General features: G+C 65.8%; 23 protein-coding genes and 2 pseudogenes. 6 read left to right on the plus strand and 19 right to left on the minus strand.

The window, feature by feature from the left end; all coding sequences use genetic code 11:
* Nucleotides 1–65: 65 nt before the first annotated feature.
* The 15 genes and pseudogenes from nuoN to ACLMAL_RS32185 form a co-directional block, all read right to left on the minus strand.
* Nucleotides 66–1,691: an NADH-quinone oxidoreductase subunit NuoN gene (gene nuoN, locus ACLMAL_RS32115; protein ID WP_412002499.1), complete on the minus strand. Its 1,626-nt coding sequence runs from the start codon at nucleotides 1,689–1,691 to the stop codon at nucleotides 66–68.
* Nucleotides 1,692–1,795: 104 nt separating this feature from the next.
* Nucleotides 1,796–3,412 (minus strand): NADH-quinone oxidoreductase subunit M, encoded by a 1,617-nt coding sequence (locus tag ACLMAL_RS32120; protein WP_412002500.1) that lies wholly within the window; start codon nucleotides 3,410–3,412, stop codon nucleotides 1,796–1,798.
* Nucleotides 3,409–5,298, minus strand: coding sequence for an NADH-quinone oxidoreductase subunit L (gene nuoL, locus ACLMAL_RS32125; protein ID WP_412002501.1), 1,890 nt, complete (start codon nucleotides 5,296–5,298; stop codon nucleotides 3,409–3,411). Before nuoL ends, ACLMAL_RS32120 begins: the two co-directional genes overlap by 4 nt.
* Before the next feature lies 1 nt (nucleotide 5,299).
* Complete coding sequence (gene nuoK / locus ACLMAL_RS32130) at nucleotides 5,300–5,599, minus strand: NADH-quinone oxidoreductase subunit NuoK (protein WP_107656630.1); 300 nt, start codon at nucleotides 5,597–5,599, stop codon at nucleotides 5,300–5,302.
* A gap of 15 nt (nucleotides 5,600–5,614) precedes the next feature.
* On the minus strand, nucleotides 5,615–6,469 hold the full coding sequence (locus ACLMAL_RS32135; RefSeq protein WP_412002502.1) for an NADH-quinone oxidoreductase subunit J: 855 nt from the start codon (nucleotides 6,467–6,469) through the stop codon (nucleotides 5,615–5,617).
* Complete coding sequence (gene nuoI, locus ACLMAL_RS32140; protein ID WP_412002519.1) at nucleotides 6,466–7,074, minus strand: NADH-quinone oxidoreductase subunit NuoI; 609 nt, start codon at nucleotides 7,072–7,074, stop codon at nucleotides 6,466–6,468. Before nuoI ends, ACLMAL_RS32135 begins: the two co-directional genes overlap by 4 nt.
* Nucleotides 7,057–8,364 (minus strand): annotated as a pseudogene (gene nuoH, locus ACLMAL_RS32145) (NADH-quinone oxidoreductase subunit NuoH); the annotation flags it as partial. The pseudogene nuoH and the gene nuoI, both read right to left, overlap by 18 nt.
* Complete coding sequence (locus tag ACLMAL_RS32150) at nucleotides 8,357–10,867, minus strand: NADH-quinone oxidoreductase subunit G (protein WP_412002520.1); 2,511 nt, start codon at nucleotides 10,865–10,867, stop codon at nucleotides 8,357–8,359. The pseudogene nuoH and the gene ACLMAL_RS32150, both read right to left, overlap by 8 nt.
* A gap of 23 nt (nucleotides 10,868–10,890) precedes the next feature.
* Nucleotides 10,891–12,204, minus strand: coding sequence for an NADH-quinone oxidoreductase subunit NuoF (nuoF, locus tag ACLMAL_RS32155; RefSeq protein WP_412002503.1), 1,314 nt, complete (start codon nucleotides 12,202–12,204; stop codon nucleotides 10,891–10,893).
* Nucleotide 12,205: 1 nt separating this feature from the next.
* On the minus strand, nucleotides 12,206–12,919 hold the full coding sequence (nuoE, locus tag ACLMAL_RS32160; protein WP_412002504.1) for an NADH-quinone oxidoreductase subunit NuoE: 714 nt from the start codon (nucleotides 12,917–12,919) through the stop codon (nucleotides 12,206–12,208).
* Nucleotides 12,916–14,268 carry an NADH dehydrogenase (quinone) subunit D gene (nuoD, locus tag ACLMAL_RS32165; protein ID WP_412002505.1) on the minus strand — a complete coding sequence of 451 codons (1,353 nt, stop codon included), beginning with the start codon at nucleotides 14,266–14,268 and terminating at the stop codon, nucleotides 12,916–12,918. The genes nuoE and nuoD overlap by 4 nt, the downstream gene beginning before the upstream one ends.
* Entirely contained in the window at nucleotides 14,268–15,041 is a 774-nt protein-coding gene (locus ACLMAL_RS32170) for an NADH-quinone oxidoreductase subunit C (protein ID WP_412002506.1), read from the minus strand. Before ACLMAL_RS32170 ends, nuoD begins: the two co-directional genes overlap by 1 nt.
* Nucleotides 15,038–15,592 (minus strand): NuoB/complex I 20 kDa subunit family protein, encoded by a 555-nt coding sequence (locus ACLMAL_RS32175; RefSeq protein WP_328402372.1) that lies wholly within the window; start codon nucleotides 15,590–15,592, stop codon nucleotides 15,038–15,040. Before ACLMAL_RS32175 ends, ACLMAL_RS32170 begins: the two co-directional genes overlap by 4 nt.
* Nucleotides 15,593–15,652: 60 nt before the next feature.
* Entirely contained in the window at nucleotides 15,653–16,021 is a 369-nt protein-coding gene (locus ACLMAL_RS32180) for an NADH-quinone oxidoreductase subunit A (RefSeq protein ID WP_379070420.1), read from the minus strand.
* Nucleotides 16,022–16,372: 351 nt separating this feature from the next.
* On the minus strand, nucleotides 16,373–16,708 hold the full coding sequence (locus ACLMAL_RS32185; RefSeq protein ID WP_412002521.1) for a hypothetical protein: 336 nt from the start codon (nucleotides 16,706–16,708) through the stop codon (nucleotides 16,373–16,375).
* A 197-nt stretch (nucleotides 16,709–16,905) separates the two neighbouring features.
* Here ACLMAL_RS32185 and ACLMAL_RS32190 point away from each other — a divergent pair.
* From ACLMAL_RS32190 to ACLMAL_RS32205, 4 genes and pseudogenes are all read left to right on the plus strand, one after another.
* Nucleotides 16,906–18,438 (plus strand): annotated as a pseudogene (locus ACLMAL_RS32190) (hypothetical protein).
* A 4-nt stretch (nucleotides 18,439–18,442) separates the two neighbouring features.
* Nucleotides 18,443–18,883, plus strand: coding sequence for a hypothetical protein (locus ACLMAL_RS32195; protein ID WP_412002507.1), 441 nt, complete (start codon nucleotides 18,443–18,445; stop codon nucleotides 18,881–18,883).
* Complete coding sequence (locus ACLMAL_RS32200) at nucleotides 18,880–19,698, plus strand: hypothetical protein (protein WP_412002508.1); 819 nt, start codon at nucleotides 18,880–18,882, stop codon at nucleotides 19,696–19,698. The genes ACLMAL_RS32195 and ACLMAL_RS32200 overlap by 4 nt, the downstream gene beginning before the upstream one ends.
* A 135-nt stretch (nucleotides 19,699–19,833) precedes the next feature.
* A complete protein-coding gene (locus ACLMAL_RS32205; RefSeq protein ID WP_412002509.1) occupies nucleotides 19,834–20,148 on the plus strand; it encodes an FHA domain-containing protein in 315 nt (104 codons plus the stop codon).
* Here the strand turns inward: ACLMAL_RS32205 and ACLMAL_RS32210 are convergent.
* Together ACLMAL_RS32210 and ACLMAL_RS32215 are read right to left on the minus strand one after the other, a co-directional pair.
* Complete coding sequence (locus ACLMAL_RS32210; protein ID WP_412002510.1) at nucleotides 20,139–20,693, minus strand: hypothetical protein; 555 nt, start codon at nucleotides 20,691–20,693, stop codon at nucleotides 20,139–20,141. The genes ACLMAL_RS32205 and ACLMAL_RS32210 overlap by 10 nt on opposite strands.
* Nucleotides 20,694–20,896: 203 nt before the next feature.
* On the minus strand, nucleotides 20,897–21,094 hold the full coding sequence (locus tag ACLMAL_RS32215) for a hypothetical protein (RefSeq protein ID WP_412002511.1): 198 nt from the start codon (nucleotides 21,092–21,094) through the stop codon (nucleotides 20,897–20,899).
* A 267-nt stretch (nucleotides 21,095–21,361) separates the two neighbouring features.
* Here ACLMAL_RS32215 and ACLMAL_RS32220 point away from each other — a divergent pair, with 267 nt between their 5' ends.
* Complete coding sequence (locus ACLMAL_RS32220) at nucleotides 21,362–21,745, plus strand: hypothetical protein (RefSeq protein ID WP_412002512.1); 384 nt, start codon at nucleotides 21,362–21,364, stop codon at nucleotides 21,743–21,745.
* On the opposite strand, the gene ACLMAL_RS32225 is transcribed toward ACLMAL_RS32220, so the two are convergent.
* Nucleotides 21,682–22,344, minus strand: coding sequence for a hypothetical protein (locus tag ACLMAL_RS32225; protein WP_412002513.1), 663 nt, complete (start codon nucleotides 22,342–22,344; stop codon nucleotides 21,682–21,684). The genes ACLMAL_RS32220 and ACLMAL_RS32225 overlap by 64 nt on opposite strands.
* Nucleotides 22,345–22,573: 229 nt before the next feature.
* On the opposite strand from ACLMAL_RS32225, the gene ACLMAL_RS32230 reads away from it, so the two are divergent.
* Nucleotides 22,574–22,723, plus strand: a complete 150-nt coding sequence (locus ACLMAL_RS32230; RefSeq protein WP_412002514.1) for a hypothetical protein — start codon at nucleotides 22,574–22,576, stop codon at nucleotides 22,721–22,723.
* Here the strand turns inward: ACLMAL_RS32230 and ACLMAL_RS32235 are convergent.
* A partial coding sequence (locus ACLMAL_RS32235; protein ID WP_412002515.1) for an integrase core domain-containing protein occupies nucleotides 22,720–23,039 on the minus strand: 320 nt, incomplete at its 5' end. The two genes, ACLMAL_RS32230 and ACLMAL_RS32235, sit on opposite strands and share 4 nt — an antisense overlap.

Consider the following 23,039-nt stretch of genomic DNA (forward strand, 5'->3'; position numbering starts at 1 on the left):
GCGAACTGCCCCGAACACGGCAGTACCGCCGCACTTCTTGTGCGGCGGTACTGGTCGGTGCGTGACTAGTGAACGAAGGTCGCCGCGCGTTCGGCGATGTCCAGCATCGACTGGGGCAGGATGCCGAGCAGAATGGTTGCTCCTGCGGTGAAGGTGACGACCGCGGTGGTCAGGAAGGGGGTGATCGCCGCAGGGGCGGCTTCGGGCGGGTCGGTGAAGAACATCAGCACGACGACGCGGATGTAGAAGAAGGCCGCGATCGCGCTGGAGATCACACCGACGAGGACGAGAGGCGTGGCTCCGCCGGCGGCCGCCGCTTGGAAGACGGCGAACTTACTGACGAAGCCGCTGGTCAGGGGCAGACCCGCGAAGGAGAGCAGGAAGAGCGCAAACACCGTTGCCAGGGCCGGGGAGCGGCGGCCGAGGCCGGCCCACTGCGACATGGCGGTGGCTTCCGTACCGGAGCTGTCCCGAACGAGGCTGACGACGGCGAAGGCGCCGACGGTGCCGATGCCGTAGGCCAGGAGGTAGAACAGGATGGCGGCGACACCGGCATCGGTGCCGGGGATCAGGCCGGTGAGAATGAAACCGGCGTGCGCAACCGAGGAGTACGCGAGCATGCGCTTCACGTCGGTCTGGGTGATCGCCGTGACCGCGCCGATGAGCATGGTGGCGATGGCGATGGCGGCGAGCACCGGCCGCCAGTCGTCGCGCAGGCCGGGCACCGCGACCTGGAGCAGGCGCAGCAGCGCGCCGACCGCGGCGATCTTCGTTGCGGCGGCCATGAATCCGGTGATCGGCGTCGGCGCGCCCTGGTATACATCGGGCACCCAGGACTGGAACGGCACTGCGCCGATCTTGAACAGCAGGCCGACCGCGAGCAGGCCGACACCGAGCATGGCGAGGGTGGTGTTCTCCGGATGCTGCGCTATCGCATCCGCGATACCGCCGAGCCGGACGGTGCCCGCCTGGCCATAGAGCAGGGCAACACCGTAGAGGAAGAACGCCGACGAGAACGCGCCGAGCAGAAAGTATTTGAGCGCCGCTTCCTGGGAGAGCAGCCGCTTGCGACGGGCGAGCCCGCACAGCAGATACAACGGCAGCGACAGCACCTCGAGCGCGACGAACATGGTGAGCAGATCGTTCGACGCCGGGAAGAGCAGCAGTCCACCGATCGCGAGCATGGTCAGTGGGAACACCTCGGTGGTCGCGACACCCGCTCGGATGGCGGCCATCTCGCCCGCGCCTCCCGGTACCGCGGAGGCTTGCGGCGTGAACGCGTCCAAGCTGCGTCCGACGGTGGCCGCCGCCAGACTCCAGGTGCCGGGACCGGAACGTCCTTCGGCGCGCGGCTGCGCGTCACGCTCGGCGATGAGCAGCAGCGCCAAGATCGAGACCACCAGGATCGTGCCCTGCAGGAACAGTGTGACGCCGTCGATCGACACCGCACCGACCATCGCGGTGGCATTGGTGCCCGAGAGGCGTACGACGGCAACCAGAGCCGCCAGCAGACCGGCGAGCCCGAGCACCACCTGCGTCGCATACCGATACGGTCGGGGCAGGAACGCTTCGACCAGCACCCCGACCACCGCGACACCGAAAACGATGAGCATCGGCGAGAGCTTGCTGTACTCGATGCTCGGTGCGGGGACCGTGGCGGCGAGCACAGTTCCGTATTCGTAGGAAGTCACTTATGCCGTCCTTGATACGTAGAACATGGTGGCGACCTGCCTGACGGCACCGAAGTGCGCGCCACAGCCGGTACTGAGGCGGTCCGGTCGACGCTCGGCGGCGCTCACTTGTGCGCACCCCCGGTCGCCCCCGCTTCGGGCAGCGACGGCACCGACGGTGCGGGGTCGTGGCGGCCGATCGTGGTCAGCGTCTGTCCGACCGCCGGATTGATGAAGTCCAGCAGCGGTTTCGGGTAGATGCCGAGGAACAGCAGCGCGGCGATCAGTGGTACCACCACAGCGAGTTCGCGGGGCACCAGATCGTAGAGGCGCTCGTTGCCTTCCTTCACCGGGCCGGTCATCATGCGCTGGTAGAGCCACAGCACATACAGCGCGGCGAGCACGAGTGCGCCGGTCGCGATGACGGCGGCGACCTGGTAGCGGCTGAACGTGCCGGCCAGGACCAGGAATTCGCTGACGAATGGGGCGAGACCGGGCAGCGACAGCGTGGCGAGACCGGCGATGAAGAAGGTGCCCGCGAGCACCGGCGCGACTTTCTGCACTCCGCCGAATTCGGCGATGACCCGGGTACCCCTGCGCGACACCAGGAATCCGGCGATCAGGAACAGCGCGGCGGTCGAAATGCCGTGGTTGACCATGTAGAGCGTCGCCCCGGTCTGTCCCTGGCTCGTCATCGCGAAGATGCCGAGGATGATGAATCCGAAGTGCGAGATCGAGGTGTAAGCGATCAGCCGCATCACGTCGGTCTGGCCGACGGCCAGTAGTGCGCCGTAGATGATGCCGATGACCGCGAGGGTGATCACCAGTGGCGCATAGGTGCCCGAGGCATCCGGGAACAGCATCAGGCAGTAGCGCAGCATGCCGAAGGTGCCGACCTTGTCGACTACCGCCATCATCAGCACCGCACTCGACGGCGTCGCCGCGACCGCCGCATCGGGCAGCCAGGTGTGCAGCGGCCACAGCGGGGCCTTCACCGCGAACGCGAACATGAACCCGAGGAATAGGGCGTTGAGCACGGCGGGACCGGCGCCGAGCTGTCCGGCGTTGGCCGCGGTGACCACGGTGCGGAAGTCGAAGGTGCCCGCCGAACCCGCCCCGAGCCCTTCCCGCGCGGTGAGCACATACAACCCGATCACCGCCGCCAGCATGATCAGCCCACCGAACAGGTTGTAGAGCAGGAACTTCACCGCCGCCCGCGACCGCTGCTGGCGCAGCTGCACATCCGCACTGCGCGGTCCGAAGCCGCCGATGAGGAAGTACATCGGGATGAGCATGGCCTCGAAGAACACGTAGAACAGCAGGATGTCGAGCGAGACGAAGGAGATCAACACCATCGCTTCGACCATCAGGCTGAGTGCGACGTAGGTGTGTACGACGCGGCGGCCGCTGCCGACCTCGCGCTCGTCGTTCCAGCCCGCGAGGATCAGCAATGGCACCAGCGCCGCAGTGAGCAGTACGAGTACCAGCGCGATCCCGTCCAGGCCCAGGGTGTATCCGGCGCCGAAGGCCGGAATCCACTCGTGGTCTTCGACGAACTGATATTGCGCCCCACCGGGATCGAAGCGCACCGCCAAGATGACGCCGACCACCAGCACCGCGATCGAGATGCACAGGGCCAGGCAGCGCGCCAGCGTGCGTTGGGCGGCGGGCAGCACGAGCACCGCAACAGAGCCGACCGCGGGCAACGCCCACAGCAAGGTCAACCAGGGAAAATCGGTCACCAGATCCTCACCGCCAGCAGGGCGGCGGCCACCAGGGCCGCGCCGGTGAACATGGACAGGGCATAGGAGCGGACGAATCCGGACTGGACGCGCCGGATGCGGCCGGAAAGTCCGCCGATCAGTGCGGCAGTGCCGTTGACGATTCCGTCGATGCCGCGGCTGTCGAGGAAGACCAGGACCCGGGTCAGGTAGGCGCCCGGCCGCATGAACACGCCTTCGTTGAATGCATCGCCGTAGAGATCCTTGCGAGCCGCGACGGTCAGCGTGCTCACCGATTCCGGTGCGGTTTCGGGGATCTCACGCTGGGCGTACTGGTAGTAGGCGAACACGACGCCCACGGCGACGACGATCAGCGCGAATGCGGTGATGACAGCGGCCGGAACCGCCTCTTCACCGTGGTGTGCTCCGACAACGGGTTCCAGCCAGTTCTGCAGCGACGATCCGAGGACGAACAGCCCGCCCGCGGCAACCGATCCGACGGCAAGCAGGATCATCGGTCCCGTCATCACCGCGGGTGACTCGTGCGGATGGGTGTCGGGTTTCCAGCGGCGTTCGCCGAAGAAGGTCATCAGCATCACCCGCGTCATGTAGAACGCGGTCAGTCCGGCGCCGAGCAGCGTCACTGCGCCGAGCGCCAAACCGCTGGCGCCGCCCTGGTTGAACGCCGCCTCGATAATGCGGTCCTTGGAGAAGAACCCGGCGAACGGCGGCACCCCGATGATGGCGAGATAGCCGAGCCCGAAGGTGATGTAGGTGACCGGCAGCAGCGTGCGCAGTCCGCCGTAGCGGCGCATGTCGGTCTCATCGTCCATTGCGTGCATCACCGAACCCGCACCGAGGAACAGTCCGGCCTTGAAGAAGCCGTGGGTGAGCAGATGCATGATGGCGACCGCGTAGCCGGCCGGACCGAGCCCGGCGGCCAGCACCATATAGCCGATCTGGCTCATAGTGGAGGCGGCGAGCGCCTTCTTGATGTCGTCCTTCGCGCAACCGACGATCGCACCGAACAACAGCGTCGCCGCGCCGACGAGCACCACCCCGAGCCGGGCATTGGGCGCCAGGTCGAAGATCGGGCCGGACCGAGCGATCAGATACACGCCCGCGGTGACCATGGTTGCTGCGTGGATGAGCGCCGACACGGGGGTCGGGCCCTCCATCGCGTCACCGAGCCAGGACTGCAGCGGCACCTGCGCGGACTTGCCACACGCGGCGAGCAGCAGCAGCAATCCGATCGCCGTGAGCTTTCCCTCGCCGGCGGCGGACGCTGCGCCGAACACGTCGGTGAAGTTGATCGACCCGAAGGTGGTGAACATGGTGAACATGGCGATCGCCAGGCCCATGTCGCCGACCCGGTTGACCACGAAAGCTTTCTTGGCTGCTGTTGCGGCGGACGGCTTTTCGTGCCAGAAGCCGATCAGCAGGTAGGACGCGAGGCCGACGCCTTCCCAGCCGAGATAGAGCACGAGATAGTTGTTCGCCAGCACCAGCAGCAGCATCGCCGCGAGGAACAGGTTGAGATAGGCGAAGAACCGTCGTCGCGCCGGATCGTGGCTCATATAGCCGATGGAGTAGATGTGGATCAGCGATCCGACTCCGGTGATCAGCAGTGCGAAACAGATGGACAGCTGGTCCAATTGGAGGCCGAAATCGACCTCGAGTCCCGGCACCGGCACCCAGCTGAACAGGTCCTGGTGAATGGCTCGTTCGGCATTATCGCGGTCGAGCATGCTGAAGAATGCCATCCCGGCGACCACGAACGACGCGAGCGCCGCGACGGTGCCGAGCAGGTGACCCCACTTGTCGGTGTACTTCCCGCCGAGCAGCAGGATGACGGCGCCTGCCAGCGGCAGCGCGGGCAGCAGTCCGAGAGTCGTTGTCCCGTCCATGTCAGAACTTCAGCAGGTTGGCGTCGTCGACCGAGGTCGAGCGGCGGGCGCGGAAGATGGTCATGATGATGGCCAGGCCGACGACGACCTCGGCCGCGGCGACCACCATGGTGAAGAACGCGAACACTTGGCCATCCAGATTGGCATGCAGCCTGGCGAAGGTGACGAAGGCGAGATTCACCGCGTTGAGCATCAACTCGATACACATGAACACGACGATGGCGTTGCGCCGCAGTAGGACTCCCGCGGCGCCGATCGTGAACAACAGCGCGGACAGGAACAGGTAGTTCTGGGGGTTCACCGTATGCCTTCCTCGTCAGCTCTGTGGGGAATCGTCGGCGGGCGCGCGGTTTTCGGCCCCGTCGGGTGTGCTCGTCGAGCCGACCGAGATGACGGCCGCTTCGGTGAGCGCCCTGGTGCGGCGGTGTCGCAGGATGGTGCTGACCGACAATTCCTCGAAGGACCCGTCCGGCAGTCTGGCCGGGATGTCGACCGCGTTGTGCCTGGCATAGACGCCGGGGGTGGGCAGTGGGGTGGCGCGGCGCGTGGGATACAGCGGGTCACCTGTGCTGCGGAACCGGCGCTGCGACATTTCGCGCTGGCCGAGCCGCTGGCCGAACTGCTCGCGGTGGGCGAGCACCATCGCGCCGATGGTGGCGGCGATGAGCAGTGCACCGGTGAGCTCGAAGGCCCACACGTAGCGGATGAAGATCAGCTCGGCGAGCTCGCCGATCACGTCACGGCCTGCGAATCCGGTGGCCGGGTAGGTGATTCCGGAGTTGCGGATGCCGCTGGCGATGCCGCTGATCAGCAGCAGGCCGAAACCGAGGCCGACCGCGGCGGCGGAAAGCCGTTGCCCGCGAATGGTTTCCCGCAGTGACTCGGCGGAATCGACGCCGACCAGCATGAGCACGAACAGGAACAGCATCATCACCGCGCCGGTGTAGACGACGATCTGTACCACGCCGAGGAACAGGGCGTCCTGGGCAATGTACATGACCGCGAGCGCGATCATCGTCGAGGCGAGGCACATCGCCGAATGCACAGCCTTGGGTGCGAAGACCATGCCGAGCGCGCCGATCACGGCCAGCGGGGCGAGGATCCAGAAACTGACGGCCTCACCGGTGGAAGCTCGGGTCAGTGGCTCGGCGGCCAGGATCAATGCGTTCACAGCGCGCCTCCTTCCGCGCCCGCGGTGGCGGGCAGCCTCGGGGGAGTGGGTTCCGCCTCGGCGGCGCCACCGGGCACGTTGCCCCGGTAGTAGTCGCCTTCGTCGGTGCCGGGATACATGGCATGCGGTGGCGCGGTCATGCCCGGCTGCAGTGGGGCGAGCAGCTGGTCCTTCTCGTAGATCAGATCGGCGCGATTGTCGTCGGTCATCTCGTATTCGTTGGTCATCGTCAGCGCCCGTGTCGGGCACGCTTCGATGCACAGACCGCAGCCGATGCAGCGCAGGTAGTTGATCTGATAGACCTGGCCGTAGCGCTCACCTGGCGAGAAGCGCTGCTCCTCGGTGTTGTCCGCGCCCTCGACGTAGATGGCGTCGGCGGGACAGGCCCAGGCGCACAGTTCGCAGCCGATGCACTTCTCGAGTCCGTCCGGATGCCGATTGAGCTGGTGGCGACCGTGATAGCGCGGCGCGGTCGGTACCTTCTGTTCCGGGTAGAACTCGGTGTTGGCCTTCTTGAACATGGTCGATGCGGTGACGACGAATCCGGCAAGCGGAGCGAACAGACCGGGTTTCGGCATGGGAGGCGCCAGCGCGGGGTCGGGCATCGGCGGTGTCGGGAAACCGAGGAACACCGTCGACCCGCTCGCACCGGATACCTCGGGACTCGGTTCCGCCACCGGCGGTGGCATGCCGTCGGCGCGTCCGGCCCGCAGGAACATGCCCACCATCAGCACGGAGATGATCAACCCGCCGATGACCAACGCGGGTGTCTGAACGTGATAGCCCTCGGCCTCCAACACTCGAGCGGTGGCCACCAGCATCACCCACAGCAGCGACGTCGGAATGAGCAGCTTCCAGCCGAGGTTCATGAACTGGTCGTAGCGCAGCCGCGGCAGTGTGCCGCGCAGCCAGATGAACACGAACAGGAACGTCCACACCTTGAGGGTGAACCACAGCACGGGCCACCAGCCGGAATTGGCCCCGTCCCACATGTTCAGTGGCCACGGTGCGCGCCAGCCGCCGAGGAACAGCGTGGTCGCCAGTGCGGAAACCGTTGCCATATTGATGTATTCGGCGAGCATGAACATCGCGAACTTGAGCGAGGAGTACTCGGTGTGGAAGCCGCCGACGAGCTCACCCTCGGCCTCGGGCAGGTCGAACGGCGCCCGGTTGGTCTCGCCGACCATCGAGACGCAATAGATCAGGAACGACGGCAGCAGTAGGAAGACGTACCAGGTGCCCTCCTGTGCCTTGACGATGCCCGAGGTGGCCATGGTGCCGCCGAGCAGGAACACCGTCGCGAAGCACAGCGCCATCGCGATCTCATAGGAGATCACCTGCGCGGTCGAGCGCAGGCCGCCGAGCAGCGGGTAGGTGGAGCCGGACGACCACCCGGCGAGCACGATGCCGTAGACGCCGATCGAGGTGATCGCGAGGATGTAGAGCACGGCGACCGGCATATCGGTCAGCTGCAGCGCGGTGCGATGTCCCAGGATCGACACCTCCGGCCCGAACGGGATCACCGCGAACGCCATCACGGCAGGGATCACCGAAATGATCGGCGCCATGATGAAGATCGGCTTGTCCACGATCGTCGGGATGATGTCTTCCTTGAGCGCCATCTTCACGCCGTCGGCGATGGCCTGCAGTGTGCCCTTGGGGCCGACCCGATTCGGGCCGACCCGCATCTGCATCCAGGCCACGATCTTTCGTTCCAGATACACCGCCATCAACGGGGTGAGCAGCAGGAAGCCGAAGATCGCGAGGGACTTTGCGAGCACAAGCCAGAGCGGGTCGTGACCGAAGAGGGTGAACGCGTCGGGCCCGTAGGCGGCAGCGTGCGTAACCACGGAGGGCCCCGCGGGCGTCGCGACGAGCAGAGCCAGATCACTCATGACGGTGTTCCTTCATCCTCTCGTCCGCACGTCGCAGATGAACCACGCCGCCCGGTTGGGTGGCGAGTTGTTCGAAGACCGAACTTCCCGGCGAATTCAGCGGCAGCCAGACCACCCGGTCGGGCAGGTCGGTGATCATCAGCGGCAGCGTGATGGTGCCGCGCTCGGTGACGACGCTGATCGGATCGTCTTCGGCGGCACCGATTTCGGCGGCTGTTGCCTGCGAGAGTCGCACCACCGGCGGGCGTGCGATACCTGCCAGGTTCGGCTCCCCGTCCTGCATCCGGCCCTGGTCCAACAGCATTCGCCAGCCTGCCAGGACAGCGGTGCCCGGTTGGGGCTGGGTGACCGGGTGCGCACGATGCGCGGGTGGCGCGACGGGCGTGCCGTCCCACGCGCCGAGTTCGGCGAGTTCGGCACGGGCCGCATTGGTATCGGGCAGTCCGAGCGGCACCTGCATCTCATCCGCGATCGCCTGGATGACGCGCTGATCCGAGAGGGGAGTCGCCGCTCGCCGCACGGCGGAGTCGTGCAGCGCGGCGTCGAACTGCCGCGCGCGGCCCTCCCAGGTGCGGAAGGTGCCGGACTTCTCCATCGCCGACGCCACGGGGAACACCACATCGGCGCGGTCGGTGATGGCACTGTGACGCAATTCCAGGCTGACCACGAAGCGGGCGGCGTCGACGGCGGCGAGCGCGGCCTGCGGGTCCGGCAGATCGGCGAGATCGACGCCGCCGATGACGAGAGCGCCGAGGGTGGCGGCGGCCTCCAGGATGGCGGCGGTGTCACGGCCGACGGCCACCGGCAGGTCGGGCACGTTCCAGAGGGCCCGAACCTGTTGGCGGGCACGAGGATCCACGACGGGCCTGCCGCCCGGGAGCAGTCCGGGCAGTGCGCCCGCCTCCACCGCGCCGCGTTCGCCCGCCCGCCGCGGCACCCAGGCCAGGGCGGCGCCGGTCTCATCGGCGAGCCGGACCGCCGCCGAGAGCGCGCCGGGGATTCCGGCGAGCCGCTCGCCGACCATGATCACCGCGCCCGATTGGCGCAGCAGCCGCGACGCCTCGATCAGCTGTGCGGAATAGATTTCCGCGGTGGCGATTTCACCGGTGCGCAGCGTGTCGAGCAGGTGCGGCTCCGCACCGGGCATCGCCTGCAGCAGGGTGCCGGACATGCGGTCGAGGCCACGCGAGGCGTAGGCGGCCAACGAGTAGACCGGCAGTCCGTGCTTGCGTGCGGCCTTGCGCAGCCGCAGATAGACGATCGGTGATTCCTCCTCCGGCTCGAAACCGGCGAGCAGGACGATCGGCGCCTTCTCCAGGCTGTCGTAGTCGACGGTGACACCCTGCCCGGCGATGCGGGCGGCAAGGAAATCGGCCTCTTCGACCGAATGCACCCGGCTACGGAAGTCGATGTCGTTGGTGCCGAGGGCAACTCGCGCGAATTTGGCATAGGCGTAGGCGTCTTCTTCGGTGATGCGGCCGCCGATCAGCACACCCGCGCTGCCGTGCGCGGCGGCCAAACCCTCTGCGGCGGCGGCGAGCGCCTCGGACCACGAGGCAGGCGCGAGCTTGCCGTCCCAGCCGCGCACCATGGGTGTGGTCAGCCGGTCGCGTTCGGTGGCATACGCGAAAGCCCAGCGGCCCTTGTCGCAGTTCCATTCCTCGTTGACCTGCGGATCGTCGCCCGCCAGCCGGCGAAGCACCTTGCCGCGGCGATGGTCGGTGCGCTGTGCGCAACCCGACGCGCAATGCTCGCAGACGCTCGGACTCGACACCAGGTCGAACGGGCGCGCGCGGAACCGATAACTGGTGCCGGTGAGCGCGCCGACCGGGCAGATCTGCACGGTGTTGCCGGAGAAATACGAATCGAGCGGTTCGGCCTGCGCGATCCCGACCTGTTGCAGTGCACCACGATCCATGAGCTCGATGAAGGGGTCACCGGCGACCTGCTGGGAGAAGCGCGTGCAGCGGGCGCAGAGCACGCAGCGTTCCCGGTCCAGCAGTACCGCCGTGGACAGCGGAATCGGCTTGGGGTAGGTGCGTTTCACGCCGTCGAACCGGGTTTCGGGCCGACCGCTGGACATCGCCTGGTTCTGCAGCGGGCATTCGCCGCCCTTGTCGCAGACCGGGCAGTCGAGAGGATGGTTGATCAGCAGCAGCTCCATCACGCCCTCTTGCGCCTTGTCGGCGACCGGGGAGGTGAGCTGGGTGCGCACCACCATGCCGTCGGTGACGGCCATGGTGCAGGAGGCGACCGGCTTGCGCTGGCCCTCCACCTCGACGATGCACTGCCTGCAGGCGCCGACCGGGTCGAGCAGCGGGTGGTCGCAGAATCGGGGTATCTGGATGCCGATCAGTTCGGCGGCCCGGATCACCAGCGTGCCCGCAGGCACGCTGACAGTGGTGTCGTCGATGGTCACGGTTACCAGATCGGCGGGGACCAGCCCGCTGGCATTGCTGTTGACAGTGGCAGGCCCACCCGTCACCCGGCCGCCACCCCCCATCGAATCGCTACGCGATGCTGTACTCATCGGACTCCTTCGGCCCAGGCAGTCGTGCGCGCGGGATCGAACGGACAGCCGTCGAGGCGCAGATGGTCGATGAACTCCTCGCGGAAGAACTTCAGGGAGGAGATGATCGGGCTGGCCGCGCCGTCACCGAGGGCGCAGAACGACTTGCCGTTGATGGTGTCGCTGATATCGAGCAGCTTGTCCAGATCGGATTCGGTGCCGTGGCCCGCTTCGATGCGCTCGAGCAACTGGACGAGCCAGTAGGTGCCCTCGCGGCAGGGTGTGCACTTGCCGCACGATTCGTGGGCGTAGAACTCCGTCCAGCGCAGGACGGCACGCACCACGCAGGTGGTGTCGTCGAAGATCTGTAATGCCTTGGTGCCCAGCATGGATCCAGCGCCCGCGGCACCCTCGTAGTCCAGCGGTACATCGAGGTGCTCGTCGGTGAACAACGGTGTCGACGAGCCGCCTGGCGTCCAGAACTTCACCCGATGCCCGGCACGCACGCCGCCTGCGTAATCGAGCAGTTCCCGCAGCGTGATGCCGAGCGGCGCCTCGTACTGGCCGGGCCGGGCGACATGGCCTGACAAGGAGTACAGCGTGAAGCCGGGCGACTTCTCGGTGCCCATGGACCGGAACCACGCTGTGCCGTTGAGGATGATCGGCGGCACACTGGCAATGGATTCGACGTTGTTCACCACGGTCGGGCATGCGTAGAGCCCGGCGACGGCGGGGAACGGCGGGCGCAGGCGGGGCTGGCCGCGGCGGCCTTCCAGTGAATCCAGTAGCGCGGTTTCCTCGCCACAGATGTAGGCGCCCGCACCGGCGTGCACGATCAGCTCGAGGTCGTAGCCGGTGCCGAGGATATTGTGGCCGAGATACCCGGCCTCGTAGGCCTGGGTCACCGCGGCCTGTAGGCGACGCAGCACCGGCACCACCTCGCCGCGCACATAGATGAAGGCGTGCGCCGCGCGGATGGCGTAGGCGGCGATGATCACACCCTCGATCAGCGTGTGCGGAGTGGCCAGCATGAGGGGAATGTCCTTGCAGGTGCCGGGTTCCGACTCGTCGGCATTGACAACCAGGTAGTGCGGCTTGGTGGTGCCGTCGGGGCCTGGACCCTGCGGAATGAAGCTCCACTTCATGCCGGTCGGGAACCCCGCGCCGCCGCGGCCGCGCAGACCCGCGTCCTTGACGGTCTGGATGACCTGATCGGGGTCCATCCGCAAGGCTTTGCGCAGCGCCTGGTAGCCGTTGTGGCGATGGTAGGTGTCCATCGTCCACGATTGGGGGTCGTCCCAGTATCGGGTGAGAACCGGAGTCAACGTCATATCAGGCGCCCTCCATATTCGGCTGCGGCGCAGGCGGATTCATGTTGTGTTCCTGAGCGACCCGCAGACCGGCCAGGGTGGCCTCGCCCGCTGCGCCGTCCAGCACGCCGGGTCGCTGGTCGGGGAATCCGGCGAGGATGCGGGCGGTCTGCTTGAACGTGCACAGCGGCGCGCCGCGGCTCGGGGTCACCTGCTCGCCCCCGCGCAGCGAATCCACCAGTGCCTGAGCTGATTCCGGCGTCTGGTTGTCGAAGAACTCCCAGTTGACCATGACGACCGGCGCGAAATCACACGCCGCATTGCACTCGACGTGCTCGAGCGTGATCGCACCGTCCTGCGTGGTCTCCCCGTGCTGGATGCCGAGATGCCGCTGCAGTGTTGCGAGAATGGCGTCGCCACCCATCACCGCGCACAGCGTGTTGGTGCAGACCCCGACGTGGTAGTCGCCGGTCGGTGTGCGCCGGTACATCGAATAGAAGGTGGCCACCGCGGTCACCTCGGCGCCGGTCAGTCCGAGCTGGTCGGCGCAGAATTCGATGCCGGTGCCGGTGACATAGCCCTCTTCGGCCTGCACCAGGTGCAGCAATGGCAGCAGCGCCGACCTGGGGTGCGGGTAACGGCCGATGATTTCCTTGGCGTCGACCTCGAGACGCTCACGTACATAGGCCGGATACGGCTCTGGTCGCGTGGTCAGCTTCAGCAGAATCTCTGTCATCGGTCCACTCCGCCCATGACGGGATCGATACTGGCGACGGCCGCGATGACGTCGGCGAGCATGCCGCCCTCACACATCGCCGCCACTGCTTGCAAATTTGTGAACGAGGGGTCGCGATAGTGCACGCGGAAGGGTCGGGTGCCGCCGTCGCTGACCATATGTACACCCAGTTCGCCGCGCGGTGACTCGACGGCCGTGTACACCTGCCCCGCCGGAACCCGGATGCCCTCGGTGACGAGTTTGAAGTGGTGGATGAGTCCCTCCATGGACGTGCCCATGATCTTGCCGATGTGCTTGGGGGAGTTGCCGAGTCCGTCCTGGCCGATCGAGAGGTCGGCGGGCCAGGCGATCTTCTTGTCGTCCACCATCACCGGACCGGGGCGCAGCCGGTCGAGGCACTGTTCGACGATCTTGAGCGATTCCTTCATCTCCGCCACCCGGATCACATAGCGGCCATAGCAGTCGCAGCCGGTGGTGGTGGGAATGTCGAATTCGTAGGTCTCGTAGCCGCAGTAGGGCTGCGACTTGCGCAGATCGTGCGGCAAGCCGGTGGAGCGCAGCACCGGACCGGTGATGCCGAGCGCCATGCAACCGGTGAGATCCAGGTAGCCGATGTTCTGGGTGCGTGCCTTCCAGATCGGGTTGGCGGTGAGCAGTTTCTCCATGTCCCGCAGCCGCTTCGGCATCAGCTCGAGCAGCTCGCGGACCTTCGCGACACCGTTGTCCGGCAGGTCCTGGATGAGACCGCCCGGTCGGACGTAGGCGTGGTTCATGCGCAGGCCGGTGATGGTCTCGAAGACGTCCAGGATCAGTTCGCGTTCACGGAAACCGAACAGCATCGGGGTCAGCGCGCCCAATTCCATGCCACCGGTGGCCAGTGCGACCAGGTGCGAGGAGATGCGGTTGAGCTCCATGAGCATGACCCGGATGACGGTGGCCCGTTCGGGGATCTGCTCGGTGATGTCGAGCAGTTTCTCTACGCCGAGGCAGTAGGCCGTCTCGTTGAAGAACGGCGACAGGTAATCCATCCTGGTGACGAAGGTGACGCCCTGGGTCCAGTTCCGGAATTCGAGATTCTTCTCGATTCCGGTGTGCAGGTAGCCGATTCCGCAGCGCGCCTCGGTGACCGTCTCGCCCTCGATCTCGAGAATGAGGCGCAGCACGCCGTGCGTGGACGGGTGCTGTGGACCCATATTGACGACGATGCGCTCTTCGCCCGCGCCGTCGAGCGCTTCGGCGACCTGGTCCCAGTCCTGTCCCGCGACCGTGACCACGGTGGGCTCTGCCCCCGCAGCCGACTCATGCCCGGCGTCATCTGCGACGTCGGGCCGAATGTCTGTTTCATTCATTAGCTGTACGTCCTCCGCTCGTCGGGCGGCGGGATACGCGCGCCCTTGTACTCGACCGGGATCCCGCCGAGCGGGTAGTCCTTGCGCTGGGGGTGGCCGCGCCAGTCGTCTGGCATGGTGATGCGGGTCAGCGAGGGGTGACCGTCGAAGAGGATGCCGAAGAAGTCGTAGGTTTCCCGCTCGTGCCAGTCGGTGGTCGGGTACACGCTGTACAGCGACGGGATGTGCGGGTCGGCGTCCGGCACGGACACCTCGATGCGCAGCCTGCGGTTGTGCGTGATCGACATGAGCGGGTAGACCGCGTGCAGTTCGCGGCCCTCGTCATCCGGGTAGTGCACGCCGCTGACACCGAGGCAGAGTTCGAAGCGCAGTGCGGCGTCGTTGCGCAGCGTGAGCGCGACGGTCGGCAGGTGTTCGCGGCGCACGTGCACGGTGAGCTCGCCGCGGAACACGACGACCTTCTCGATCGCGGTCTCGAAGCCGACGCCCGCCGCGGTTAGTGCGGTGCGCAAGGCGTCGACGACCTCGTCGAAGTAACCGCCGTAGGGTGCCGGGGTGCTGCCCGGCAGGCTGACCGGCCGGACCAGCTTGCCGTAGCCGGAGGTATCGCCGGTGCCGCTGACGCCGAACATGCCATGGCGCACGCCGATCACCTCGGCGCCCGCCGCGGCCGACTCTTCTTCGGGGACAGTGCCTTCCGGTCCGGCCGTCGTGGCCTGCGCGAGTTCTTCCGACGAAGGTGTTCCGGTGTTGTCCGGGGAGTCGAACGTCATCGCAGCAGACCCTCCATCCGGATGGTCGGCGTCGACGCCAGCGCGGCCTGCTCGGCTGCGCGGACCGCCTCGTCGCGATTGACGCCCAGCGGCATCTCTTGAATCTTTGCGTGCAGTGCCAGAATCGCGTTGAGCAGCATCTCCGGCCGCGGCGGGCAGCCGGGCAGGTAGATGTCGACGGGTACGACATGGTCGACGCCCTGCACGATGGCGTAGTTGTTGAACATGCCGCCGGAGGATGCGCAGACGCCCATCGCGAGCACCCATTTCGGCTCGGTCATCTGGTCGTAGACCTGACGCAACACCGGCGCCATCTTCTGGCTGACCCGTCCTGCGACGATCATCAGATCGGCCTGTCGCGGGGAGGCGCGGAAGGCTTCCATGCCGAAGCGGGCGATGTCGAAACGGCCGGCGCCGGTGGCCATCATCTCGATAGCGCAGCAGGCGAGACCGAAGGTGGCGGGCCAGAGCGAACCCTTGCGCAGATAGCCGGCGAAATCCTCGACCGTGCTCAGCAGAAAGCCGCTGGGCAGTTTTTCTTCGAGACCCATGTTGGACTACTTCTCACTTCCACTTTGTCGACATGACGGCATGCGTACGACCGCGCGGTATCAGTCCCAACTGAGGCCGCCGCGACGCCATTCGTAGGCGTAGGCGACGGAGACGTTGACGATGAACAGCGCCATCGCGGCAAGACCGAAGAGACCGAGCGCATCGAAGTGGACAGCCCACGGGTAGAGGAACACGATCTCGATGTCGAAAATGATGAATAGCATCGCGGTGAGGTAGTACTTCACCGGAAAGCGTTGTCCGGTAATGCTTCCCGGACCGCCCGCGACGGCGTGCGGGGTCGGCTCGATGCCGCACTCATAGGCCTCGAGTTTGGCCCGGTTGTAACGCTTCGGGCCGACAAGGGCGGCCATCACTATGGAAAAGACCGCGAACGCAGCGCCGATCGCGCCGAGCACAAGCGTCGGCATTTCGATATTCACTACTGCACTTCCCCTCCTGCGAGCTGGAGTCAGCGTGTCGGGTGGGCGCGGGTTCGGTGGGTAGTGAGACCTGCTGATGCGGGTCTCATACCGCGCCCGCGCTCATGTGAGCTAGGGCACACACTACAACTGGCACGCCTGGGTGAGCCCGGTTTCGGGGCGGAGTTTGATCGAATTCGCGACTGCTATTTATGACTGACACGGGGGTAATCGAGATGTCGTCACGTGACAATCGGGCACCGCGATGACGGGCTTTGCACGCCATTTCGGCGACGCCGGAATACGGGATGCATAAAAGAAGTCCCGGCGGACGCCGGGACGACGGAGATGTGGTTCGAGTCAGGCCGCAGTGCGCTTGCGCAGCAGTGCGACGACGGCCTCGGTCAGCCGGATCGGATCGATCGGGTGCGCGACGGCGGCCTCGGCGCGCGACCAACTGGCCAGCCAGGCGTCGTCGGGGCGGCCGGTGAGCACGAGAACCGGTGGGCACCGGTCGATCTCGTCCTTGAGCTGCTTGGCGATGCCGAGCCCGCCCGCGGGCGCCGCCTCGCCGTCCAGGATGGCCAGGTCGATACCGCCGGCGTCCATCTGGTCGATCACCACCGGTGCGGTGGCGACTTCGAGGAACTCCAGGCCGGGTAGCTCGGGGTGCGGGTGTCTGCCAAGCGCCAGCATCACCTGGCGCCGAGTATCGGCGTCGTTGCTGTACACCAGGACCCGCAGAGGGGTGGAACGAATCGTGTCGGCCACGGAGGGGATGGTACGTCCGCGAGGGCACTCGCCGTGGCAGGTTCGCCCAGATTGCTTCACGCGTCGTGAGAGGTTGCGAATCGCAAGGGTTTCACAAGTTCTCGCCGGTAGTGTCCGAACACATGCGGGGAGATATCACCCAGGCCCTCGTCGATACCGACATCTGGACCGACGACATGGTCGCCGCCACCGGGATCCCGGTGATCGACGTGCCGTTCGTGACCATCGGGAGTGGGATCGGATCGTTCGTCACCTACGACGCGCTCCGGGTCTACGGGGTGCCCGCCGCAACGATGGCCGTGCTCGGCCCGCAGCAGGTGCCGTGGTCGTCCTACGAGTACCTCCCGTGTCTCGCAGATTCCGCGTGGTGAACGGCTGCGCAGCGACTCAGCTCGACGCCGGACAATATGTGGGGATTTCCCTCGTACGCGGTCCGTGAGGCCATCGCGGACACATCGATCAAACCGCTCTGGAATGTGTTCGTCGAGCCGATCTTCGCCAACTACTACACGCCGAAGGCCGGGCAGGCGTTCGTGGCGATGGAGCGCGAATTCCATCGCATCGACTATGCGATCTCCTTGCATAAAGGGCATGTTCGCATGGTGCGTAAACGCAATGGCGGCGGCTATTTCACCATCCTGACACCGCCCGAGGGCCGGACGCCGACCAAACGCGTTGCCTTTCGCAGCAACTATGTCCACGTGGGGGTGGGATATCCGGGTCTGAAGCTGCTACCGGATCTGCAGCAATACCGGGAGAAATATCGCGATCCGACGCGGGTTGTGAATGCCTACGAGCCGCACGAGCACGTTTATCAGGCATTGCAGCGCAAGGCGGGCTCGGTGATGATCAGAGGCAGCGGCATCGTGGCCAGCCGGGTATTGCAGCGGTTGATCGACGACCGCGACAAGTTTCGGTTGAACACTCGGATCCTGCACTTGTTCCGCACCTACGTCGCCGGTGCGCACGGACCGAATATCTTCAGTCGACGCCGCGGCGGCGACGGTTGGGCGTATCAGGGTTTCAACTATCCGAAATCGGTGTGGGGTGGGCAACTGAAGGCGAAGATGCGGGCACTGCAGGGGAAGAACGCGCCCGCGCCTATAGGGAGTTCAGCGGCACCAATACGCCGATCAGGGACTCGTGGCAGGAGCAGCTGCGGCGCGGCCGGAAAGAAGGCTGGTATCAGGTGATGGCCGGAACTGCGCGTGACCTGCGGCCCGCGCGCGGGCGGCCGGGCGTGGTCACCACCGTCGACCCGGATCCGAAGGCTCCGCTGCCCTTCCCGCCGCCGACTCGGCCGTTCGACACGACGGTGGACTACATCATCGACTGCACCGGGTTGGAGGCCGATATCCGGGAGCATCGGGTGCTGGCGGATCTGCTCGATCATGCCGGGGCCGGTCGCAATCCGGTCGGCAGACTAGATGTGGAAACGACTTTCGAGCTCATCGGGAAGCGGCACCGGACGCATGTATGCATCGGGTTCCGCGACGCTGGGTGGGCCGTTCGTCGGGGTCGATACCTTCCTCGGTCTGCAGATCGCCGCGCAGGAGATCGCGGACGATCTTGCCGCCGTGGGATTCTGCCGCAGGATGGGTCCGCTGCGGTCGACTCATCAGTGGTGGTTGTGGGTCACGAACAAGAAGATTTGACACCATGCTTCCTACACTGAACGGGCGAATCCAGACCCGTCTTCTCGCACTCGGCACTATCGGATTCATCGTCGCCCTCGTGATCACGCCAGTGCTGCCGACTGGCTCGCTGTCGCTGGGACAGACCTATCGGGTGACGCTTTCGGTGCTGCTCGCCACCGTTCTCATCGGAGTGCTCTGGGAATTGCTCTACCATTTTCTGCAGCAGTTCCGGTGGAAGGACTGGCCCACGTTGTTCGGATTCGTCACCATTGTCAATGAGGGGGCGCTGATGTGGTTTCTCGTGCACTCCACGACGCTGGTGCTGCCACGGGATCTGCATCCTTCGCTCGTTGTGTTTCTCATCCAGTTCATCGTGACGTGGATGGTGTTCTGGCTCATCGTGAACGGGCCGATGCGGTTGGTGTTCCATCGGTGGCGGCTACAGGGCGGGCGATTTCTGTGACCTCCCAACTGGAGGTGCTGCCCGGTGCGCACCTGGTGGCGAATCGCGGCGGGGTGATCGTCGTTGTCGCGCACCATCTCGACGCACCCGCCACGGTGGAATCGCCTGCGGGGGAGGCATTGACCGCGCTGCTCGGGTTGGTGGACCAGGCTGCGCGCACGGAGCAGCGACGCACCGGGCGGGTGTTTGCCCGGCTCGCCACGAACTGGCTGATGAGTCTGGAGGATGAGGACTCGGTGGAGTTCGGGGTGTTGACCCCGAACGAGTCCGGACTCGCGGTCTTCCTGCACGGCGGCGTGACGGCGGTGCTTGCCCACGCGGATCAGTCGGAGGTGCTGCATGGCAGGGACGCCGGGTTCACGGTCGATCGGGTGGTGACACCGGTACCTGCGATCGGGGTCGGAGTGTTCGTTGACGAGGGTGGGGAGAGTAGGGAGTCGCTACCGGCGCGGGGGATCTACGAGTTGGGTGCGGGGACGGTGCCGGGACGCGGGGTGGTGCTGTGGTCGGGGGCGCAGGGGGTTGCGGAGTCGGATCGGCCGATGCTGTGGAAGCGTGGCCGGCCCATGGCTCAGAGCAAACGACAGCATATTGCGCTGGAACCCGGTGAGGTTGCGCCGCTGCAAGTGGAATCGGTGGCAGGCAGCGCCGCCGTGCCCGGCGTCGGTGCGGTCGCGGGCAGCGGGGCGGAGCCGATCGCCCGACCGGACCCGGTGTTCGAGGAGGATTCGAGGAGACACTGGTGCCCACCGCGGAGGTGGTGGCCCGCGCTGTCGCGGACGCGGCGCGTGCGGTCGGGCCCGGTGCTGTCGTGAAGGGCTTCCAGTGTTCTCGTCATCATCTGAACGACCCTCGCGTGTCGTTCTGCGCGATCTGCGGGATTCGGATGGATCAGTTGACGTGCGTATCGACCGACGGTGTCCGGCCGCCGCTCGGATTGCTGCTGCTCGATGACGGCACGTCGATTGTGCTCGATGCTCGGCCGGGAACCGGAGCATGCCGATGCGGTGAGCCGGGGTGCGCGGCCGATCCGGCTGGCCGACAGCTCGGGCGGAATGTCGCGGGCGCACGCCGAGATCCGGCTCGTCAACTGGGACGTCTTCGTGGTCGATCACGGCTCGGCCAATGGGACCTTCGTCCAGTCGCCGGGCCAACACGAGTGGGCGCGCACGATCCCGGGACATCCGACAACCCTCGTCGCCGGAGCGCAGGTGCTGCTCGGTGGGCGCGTGCTGACGTTCGATTCACAGCACAGTCAGTTCTGAGGGGTGTGCTGCAACCGCACGACCCCGGACCACGGAAACCGACCGGGTGTCCGCGGGTCTGGTTGCCGCAGGTAGGCGAACAGGCGCAGGAACCATGGCGCCCGCCGGAACTTGCGGGCGTGGACCAGCAGATGCTCCACCTCGAGCGGCTGCCAGCCGAGTTTCTCGAAGAACGCGATGCCGTTCGCGGGTTCGAAACGCAGTGGCGCGTTCTCGAACATCGCCGCGTTGCTGCGCATTCGCTTCATGCCGACGGTGATGTCGGCCAGCCACCAGGCGATCTCGGGGCGAGTCAACGCGCGGGCCAGATCGCCGACGGTGTCCTCATCGAGGTACATCAGCAAACCCTCGGTCAGCACCAGTGCCTTGTCGGCGGCCGCTGCCTTCGGGCCGAGCGGGCCGAGCGCCTCGTCGAGAAACTTCGCGCGAGCATCGGTGTCGGTGAGATCCACTCCGCGGCGTATGAGCGTGCAGCAAGATGTCTCGGTGGCCAGCGCGGTGTCCTTTTCCGCCGTCATCTTCGGCAGGTCGGCCTCTACCCACACGACCAGAGGAAGGCCGCACCACTACCCGCGGTGACGTCGCAACATGGATATTCACCGGCTTGTAACAGCGAACCCCGCTGCTCAGGTCGTAAATGGTCCACAATCGTCACAGCAAGGCTTCGCAACCCGACGACCTTTATAGTCGCTGGATCGCCAATCGGGTGGGGTCCGGGATGTGCACGCCCCCGGACATCACCGCCCGATCATTTGTGGCCCACAATGTCGAGGCAGTACGGATACCCGTCGACGTGGAACGGCACCATGTCGATCACCACAAGCGCGGTGCGTCGCGGATCGAGCCGCGTGAACGCGAACCGCCTACCGCGGTGCGCCTCCTGTCGGGCGTACTCGCGCTCCTGGATCAGCCAATCATGGTGCATGGCAATAGCTTCGGTTTCCATTCGGCTCCTTCGATGCTGTTGCGGGTGTATAGCTCGGCGCAGCAATGGATCTGAACTGAACGGCACGCGCCGGAATGCGTCGTAGACCACACTGATGCTCGGTGTCAAGATCGATCCGATACCTACCGAACAGTTCGAAATAAGTTCCCACGCTGGGGAATTGGGTGGTTGACTCGCGTTGGGAAAAGATCGAGTCTGATGCAGGAACAACATTATGCCGGGGTCGACCGGCTCCGGCGGATGTCCGTTGCGAATCGAGGTACGAATATGACTGCAATGATCAACGCGCCCAAGGCGGATCCGACGGATCTGACCCAGGTGCCACCCGCGGACTTCGACACGGCCAACCTCGAGGAAAACCTCCGCTGGGGGCATTTGTTCTGGCCCGGTTCCACGGCACTCACCGACGAGCAGATTGCCGATCGGGTGGCGCGCTACCAGGCGTCGTTGCAGCGGTACCGCGCGAGTGGCATGCAGGGCAACTACCTCCCGGACGACCTCGAGGTCGATTCCGCGTGGCATGCGCATCAGTGCGACCCGGTCGGGTACCTCGAGTTCTGCAACACCTACTTCGGTGGCATCCTGGCTCATAACGTCCAACTCTGTGTGTGCAACCTGGTAGATCCCGACGAGGCGCCGACGGCGAAATAGGCGCGAAAAGCGTTGAGGGCGGCGGCTGTTCGCAGCCACCGCCCTCGCGTTTCGAATCGGTCAGAATTCGGCCGTACTGAGGTCGGACGGAAAGTCGTAACTTGCCGGTACGTGCGGCTGGGCATCGGTAGGGCCGACGACGACGGCGATTTGGCCGAATGGACGGAACTGGTAGGCCGCAGGATCGCCCGGTACTTGCTTGCCGTTGACGTAGAGCCGAACGGCGTCAACAAGACCGGGCCGACCTGAGTCGCCGTCAGCGGCTCATCCCATTCGGTGAAGAACTGCCCGAGCGTGAACGGGATGTCTGTTTCCGATTCGATGTGGATGATGCCGGACGTGTCGTGGGTGTGCAGCGGCGAACCGCGCCGCGCCACGTCATCGATACCGATAAGGGCCGGAACGGTGATCTGCCTTCCATCCACGAATACGTCGAGGTGCGCATGGTAGTGAAAGTCGGTATACATCTTGCTCAGCATCGGCAGGCCGGCGCGCGCGACGGCCGCGTTCGGGTCAGTCGGCGGGCCCCAGAAGTCGACGACTGAACTGGAGCCGGAGGGCAGCGCGGGCGGGGCGGCCGAAGAGACTCCGGCGGACACGCCGGCGAGAGTGATGCCGAGCAGCAGACTGAGAGTACGCATCGGCCGAAGCTAGTCCGCCGATGCAACCGAGGCAACGGCTCGTGGATTCCCAATCATGTTGGGGCAGAATAGATTTCGTCGTCTCGGAAAGCCGCACTAATGTTGATCTGCGGCATCAAAGTTTCCCACGACGGGGGCGTCGCCGTCGTCCACCGAGGAACGGACGCGCGCGCAACAGTGCCTGGACTTGAAGCTGGAAGGCGGTACCTGGGTATCGGTGGCCGAGGCCATGGGCTATGCCGATGAGTCCGGGGCGCGGCGGGCAGTGGAACGCCTGCTGGATCGGACGGATGCTGAATTGGCAGCGGAGTACCGCTCGGTGGAATGGCCCGTCTAGATGTATGAGGCCGTGACGTTGGTGACGCCGGTCGGGAGGCGGCTGGCTGGTGGCCGGTTTTCGGCGGCCGAATGTGGTCGATGGTAGTTGTAGTGGATGTTCCAGATCCCGAGTGCCTGGGTGCGGTGGGTTTCGCTGGCCCATTCGCGGGCGTATAGAAATTCCTCGGCCAGGATCCTGTTGTAGCGCTCGATGCTCCTATGTTTGTCAAGCTGCTGCGGTGAGCGATTGCTTGGTGCCTGGTCGGGGTAGGGCGGCGAAGACTTCTCGTGCGATGAATCGTTTGAGACAACGGAGGATTTCGCGTTTGCTGAGT

It is taken from the genome of Nocardia sp. CWNU-33 (assembly GCF_046764895.1).
Taxonomy (GTDB): Bacteria; Actinomycetota; Actinomycetes; order Mycobacteriales; family Mycobacteriaceae; genus Nocardia.

What these genes read in the sequence shown, in the direction of transcription:
- nuoI (WP_412002519.1), bottom strand. Translation starts at nt 7,074, where the DNA reads ATGCCCGACCCCGCGCTGGCGCCTCCCATGCCGAAACCCGGTCTGTTC.
- ACLMAL_RS32170 (WP_412002506.1), bottom strand. Translation starts at nt 15,041, where the DNA reads ATGACGTTCGACTCCCCGGACAACACCGGAACACCTTCGTCGGAAGAA.
- ACLMAL_RS32215 (WP_412002511.1), bottom strand. Translation starts at nt 21,094, where the DNA reads ATGGAAACCGAAGCTATTGCCATGCACCATGATTGGCTGATCCAGGAG.
- ACLMAL_RS32175 (WP_328402372.1), bottom strand. Translation starts at nt 15,592, where the DNA reads ATGGGTCTCGAAGAAAAACTGCCCAGCGGCTTTCTGCTGAGCACGGTC.
- ACLMAL_RS32185 (WP_412002521.1), bottom strand. Translation starts at nt 16,708, where the DNA reads ATGCTGGCGCTTGGCAGACACCCGCACCCCGAGCTACCCGGCCTGGAG.
- ACLMAL_RS32220 (WP_412002512.1), top strand. Translation starts at nt 21,362, where the DNA reads ATGACTGCAATGATCAACGCGCCCAAGGCGGATCCGACGGATCTGACC.
- ACLMAL_RS32150 (WP_412002520.1), bottom strand. Translation starts at nt 10,867, where the DNA reads ATGGGGGGTGGCGGCCGGGTGACGGGTGGGCCTGCCACTGTCAACAGC.
- ACLMAL_RS32195 (WP_412002507.1), top strand. Translation starts at nt 18,443, where the DNA reads ATGCTTCCTACACTGAACGGGCGAATCCAGACCCGTCTTCTCGCACTC.
- nuoD (WP_412002505.1), bottom strand. Translation starts at nt 14,268, where the DNA reads ATGAATGAAACAGACATTCGGCCCGACGTCGCAGATGACGCCGGGCAT.
- nuoF (WP_412002503.1), bottom strand. Translation starts at nt 12,204, where the DNA reads ATGACGTTGACTCCGGTTCTCACCCGATACTGGGACGACCCCCAATCG.
- nuoE (WP_412002504.1), bottom strand. Translation starts at nt 12,919, where the DNA reads ATGACAGAGATTCTGCTGAAGCTGACCACGCGACCAGAGCCGTATCCG.
- ACLMAL_RS32205 (WP_412002509.1), top strand. Translation starts at nt 19,834, where the DNA reads ATGACGGCACGTCGATTGTGCTCGATGCTCGGCCGGGAACCGGAGCAT.
- ACLMAL_RS32180 (WP_379070420.1), bottom strand. Translation starts at nt 16,021, where the DNA reads ATGCCGACGCTTGTGCTCGGCGCGATCGGCGCTGCGTTCGCGGTCTTT.
- nuoL (WP_412002501.1), bottom strand. Translation starts at nt 5,298, where the DNA reads ATGGACGGGACAACGACTCTCGGACTGCTGCCCGCGCTGCCGCTGGCA.